The organism is Amycolatopsis echigonensis, assembly GCF_014174495.1.
In the GTDB taxonomy this organism is placed as follows: Bacteria; Actinomycetota; Actinomycetes; order Mycobacteriales; family Pseudonocardiaceae; genus Amycolatopsis; species Amycolatopsis echigonensis.
Map to the genome: position 1 here is coordinate 1 of NZ_JACJHR010000182.1, position 3,973 is coordinate 3,973.

Below are 3,973 nucleotides of genomic sequence, written 5' to 3' on the forward strand. Positions count from 1 at the left end.
AGACCGTCAGCACACTCAGGCTTCGGGGTGCCCCACGCACACACCCACCTGCAATGTCGCCGCCAGGCGACGAGCAGCCCCAGGGAGGACTCACCCACCCACCACAGCCCAACCCCCCATCCGCTCCGCAACCAACTCCGCAAACCCAGGAAACTCCCCCAGCGCCACCCGACCCACCCCACCCGGCCCAGCGACCCCACCAGCATGCCGAACCCGAACAGTCACGTAATCCGGCCGATCCCCACCGTCATGCCAATGCCGCACCCCCGCCGGAACCGTCAGCAAATCCCCCGGCTCGCACAACACGGCATGCACCTCACGCCCAGCATGCAGATACCAGACCGCCGACCCCCGCACGAAGAACCGGTCCTCCGCCCCGCCCCCACAACGCTCGACCCGCCCCGGCTCCCCAGCGACGACATCCACCGCGTGATAACCGACCCCGCCGACCCGGGAATCAATCAACTCCCGATACCGCGCCAGCACCCCAGCCTCGGTATCCGCAGCCTCGCCGACCACCGGCCACCGAGCGAACCCGGCGCCAATCCGCCCCAGCTCGGCGACGATCGCCCCAGTGTCCTCGGTCCGCAGCAGCACATGCCCGGGCTGATCGTCAGGCCACACGGTCAACAGCGTCATCGCCGCCCCCTTCTCCTTGAAGAGGATCAACCGACGACGCATCCCGATGTTCCCGCCCCAACCTCCGCCGGGCAGAAAGTGGCGACGTTCACTCAGGCGCCGCTGACCGGAACACTCACGCCTGCCGCTCGCCCCGAATAGTCCGCCGCAGCCGCGGCACCCGCTCCGCCAGCGTCCGCTCCCCGCCCCGCTGGGTCGGCTCGTAATAGTCCCGCCCGACGAGCTCGTCCGGCGGGTACTGCTGAGCCAGCACGCCCTCCGGCACGTCGTGCGGGTACCGGTACCCCTGGGCGTTGCCCAACTGCTTGGCCCCCGCGTAGTGCCCGTCGCGCAGATGCGGCGGCACGGTCCCGATCGCCCCCGAACGGACGTCGCTCAACGCCGTATCGATCGCCGTCACCACAGCATTCGACTTGGGCGCGGTGGCCAGATGGATCGTCGCCTGCGCCAGCGCGAGCCGCCCCTCCGGCATCCCGATGAACTGCACCGCGTGCGCCGCCGCCACCGCCGCCTGCAACGCGGTCGGATCCGCCAGCCCGACGTCCTCGCTCGCGTGCACCACCAATCGCCGCGCGAGGAACCGCGGATCCTCGCCCGCCTCGATCATCCGCGCCAGGTAGTGCAACGCCGCGTCGACGTCCGACCCCCGGATCGACTTGATGAACGCACTGATCACGTCGTAGTGCTGATCGCCGTCGCGGTCGTAACGGACCGCCGCTTTGTCCACTGTGGACTCGACCACGGCCAGATCGATCGTCTTGTTCTCCGTGGCGGACGCCGCGTCCGCAGCCGCCTCCAGCGCGGTGAGCGCACGCCGCGCGTCACCGCCGGCAAGCCGCACGATGTGCGCCCGCGCATCGTCGGTCAACGTGAGTTCCCCGCCGAGCCCGCGTTCGTCAGTCAGCGCGCGCTCCAGCACCGCCACGATGTCGTCGTCGGTGAGCGGTCGCAGCTGCAGCACCAGGGACCGCGACAACAGCGGCGACACCACCGAGAACGACGGGTTCTCCGTGGTCGCCGCCACCAGCAGCACCGTGCGGTCCTCGACCGCTCCGAGCAGCGCGTCCTGCTGGGTCTTGGAGAAGCGGTGCACCTCGTCGATGAACAGGACGGTGTTCTCGGTGTTGTACTGCCGGCGCCGCCGTGCCTCCTCGATGACGCCGCGCACCTCCTTGACGCCCGCCGACAGCGCGGACATCGCGACGAACCGGCGTCCGGTGGCGATCGACACCAGGTTCGCCAGCGTGGTCTTGCCGGTGCCGGGCGGGCCGTAGAGCAGCACGGACGCCGGGGCGGCCCCCTCGACCAGCCGGCGCAGCGGAGCCCCTTCCCGCAGCAGGTGCTGCTGGCCGACCACCTCGTCGAGCGTGCGCGGCCGCATCCGGACCGCGAGCGGCGACGTCGCCGGGTCGGCCTGCGGTTCGGCCTGGTTCGCTCCGGAGGGTTCCGGCGGCGGCCCCACGTCGGGGTTCACCGTGAAGAGTTCGTCCTGTGCCACACCGACGACGGTATCCGACCACCCCGACAATCCCGCTCGCCCGGCCCCGCGGCGCCGCCGGAGGGGCAGACTGGGGCGATGGTCTCTTCCGTCGCGGTGTTGTCCGATATCCACGGCGTGCTGCCCGCCCTCGACGCGGTCCTCGCCGAACCCGACGTCCAAGCCGCCGATCTGGTGGTCCTGTGCGGCGACCTCGCCGCCGGACCGCTCCCGCGGCAGACCCTCGACCGGCTGCTTTCGCTCGGCGAGCGCGCGGTGTGGGTGCGCGGCAACGCCGATCGCGAACTCGTCACGCTCGCGGGCGGCGGCCCCACCAAGATCCCGGATCCGATCGGTCCGTGGGCGGCGACGCAGCTGCGGCCGGATCAGGTGAAGCTGCTCGACGGATTGCCGTTGACGGTGACGCTGGAGATCGACGGGCTCGGCGAAGTGCTGTTCTGCCACGCCACTCCGCGCGACGACGAAGAGGTCGCGCTCGTGGACAGCCCGCTGTCGCGCTGGGCGGAAGTCCTGGACGGCGTCACCGCGGAAACCGTGGTGTGCGGGCATACCCACATGCCGTTCCTGCGGTTGGCCGACCGGTGCCGGATCGTGAACCCGGGGAGCGTCGGGATGCCTTACGGGACAACGGGTGCACACTGGGCAAGGCTCGGTCCCGGGGTCGAATTGCGGCGCACCGCCTACGACGCGGAGGTCGTGTGCCGGGAGTTGGCGGAAGCGTCGGAGTATCCCGGGATTCAGGACTGGAACGACTATTTCGTACGGAATCCGGCGTCGGACGCGGAGGCGTTGCGGGTGTTCAGCCCACGCGCTCGCGGAACGAGCGCCACATGATGACCGCGGCGTAGGGCAGGAATTCGCGTCCGCGCCGCCACAGCCAGGGCACGCCCTTCGCTACGAGCCAGCCGACATGGGCGGCGGCGCTTGGGTCGACGCCGCCGGAGCAGATGAGGCTCACCGGTTCTGGCACGGCGAAACCGGCTGCTGCGGCCAGGTTCGTGAACCCTTGGGCGAGCATGCGGTGGCCCAGTTCGGAGGGGTGCAGGCGGTCGACGCTCCAGACTGTGAGGTCATAGGCGCCGGGCAGCGTGTCGAGGTTCAGGCAGGCGATGCCTTCGGTTTCCACTACGCGGTCGATGGCCTCGTTCAGTTCCGCGACGCGGGCGCTCAGGGCTCGCTTCAGCGACGGCGGCAGGCGGAAGACCTTGCTGTGGTCGTGGAAACGCACCGGCAGGACGGTGGTCCCGATCGCGGTCAGCTCGCGGACGATGGCGGTGAGGTCCGCGGCGACGTTGTCCGGGTTGAAGTCCGGGCGGAGAGTGTCGTTCATGCCGACTACGACCAGGGCGACGTCCGGGCGGTGGGCGATCGCCAAGGGGAGCTGCTCGGTGCGGACGCAAGCCATGCGGGCACCGGTGAAGGACGGGTTGAGGTAGCCGGTTTCGTCGATGCCGAGTGCTTCCGCGACCAGCGGGCCTACGCCGCGCCATCCGCCGCGGTTGGGGAGGGGATCGCCCAGGCCTACGGCGGTGGAGTCGCCGAGGATCACCAGGCGTTCGGCTCGGCGAGGGGACGGCTGAGGGCGGACGGGGGCCGGGATTGGCTCTGGGGCCGGGGTGACTCCGACGCTGATCACGGTCACGCCCAAGACCATCCGGTATGGAGGCTCACCGCTGGTGATGGGGAGGTAACGCGGTATGGACGGAGGTGGGAACTTCCGGTACTGGGGGTCTGGTTTGGGTGGTTCGGCGTGTGTGTCTGCTCGTCGCCTGGCGGCGACATTGCAGGTGGGTGTGTGCGGTGGGGCACCCCGAAGCCCGAGTGTGCTGACGGTTC

The 3,973-nt window shown here is 70.2% G+C and carries 4 protein-coding genes; 1 reads left to right on the plus strand and 3 read right to left on the minus strand.

Features of this window, described 5'->3' with window-relative positions; all coding sequences use genetic code 11:
* Window positions 1–90 precede the first annotated feature (90 nt).
* Together H5411_RS45855 and H5411_RS45860 are read right to left on the minus strand one after the other, a co-directional pair.
* Window positions 91–639: a cupin domain-containing protein gene (locus H5411_RS45855; protein ID WP_158242453.1), complete on the minus strand. Its 549-nt coding sequence runs from the start codon at window positions 637–639 to the stop codon at window positions 91–93.
* 115 nt (window positions 640–754) lie between these two features.
* The gene (locus H5411_RS45860; RefSeq protein WP_101434613.1) at window positions 755–2,137 is read right to left on the minus strand and encodes a replication-associated recombination protein A; all 1,383 of its coding nucleotides are present in this window, start codon (window positions 2,135–2,137) and stop codon (window positions 755–757) included.
* A 78-nt stretch (window positions 2,138–2,215) separates the two neighbouring features.
* Between H5411_RS45860 and H5411_RS45865 the strand changes: the two genes are divergently transcribed.
* Window positions 2,216–2,971, plus strand: a complete 756-nt coding sequence (locus tag H5411_RS45865) for a metallophosphoesterase family protein (protein ID WP_101434614.1) — start codon at window positions 2,216–2,218, stop codon at window positions 2,969–2,971.
* On the opposite strand, the gene H5411_RS45870 is transcribed toward H5411_RS45865, so the two are convergent.
* Window positions 2,937–3,791, minus strand: coding sequence for an SGNH/GDSL hydrolase family protein (locus tag H5411_RS45870; protein ID WP_183127947.1), 855 nt, complete (start codon window positions 3,789–3,791; stop codon window positions 2,937–2,939). The two genes, H5411_RS45865 and H5411_RS45870, sit on opposite strands and share 35 nt — an antisense overlap.
* Window positions 3,792–3,973 lie beyond the last annotated feature (182 nt).

Coding starts and splice junctions, on each gene's coding strand:
- H5411_RS45855 (WP_158242453.1), bottom strand. CDS start 639: ATGACGCTGTTGACCGTGTGGCCTGACGATCAGCCCGGGCATGTGCTG.
- H5411_RS45865 (WP_101434614.1), top strand. CDS start 2,216: ATGGTCTCTTCCGTCGCGGTGTTGTCCGATATCCACGGCGTGCTGCCC.
- H5411_RS45870 (WP_183127947.1), bottom strand. CDS start 3,791: ATGGTCTTGGGCGTGACCGTGATCAGCGTCGGAGTCACCCCGGCCCCA.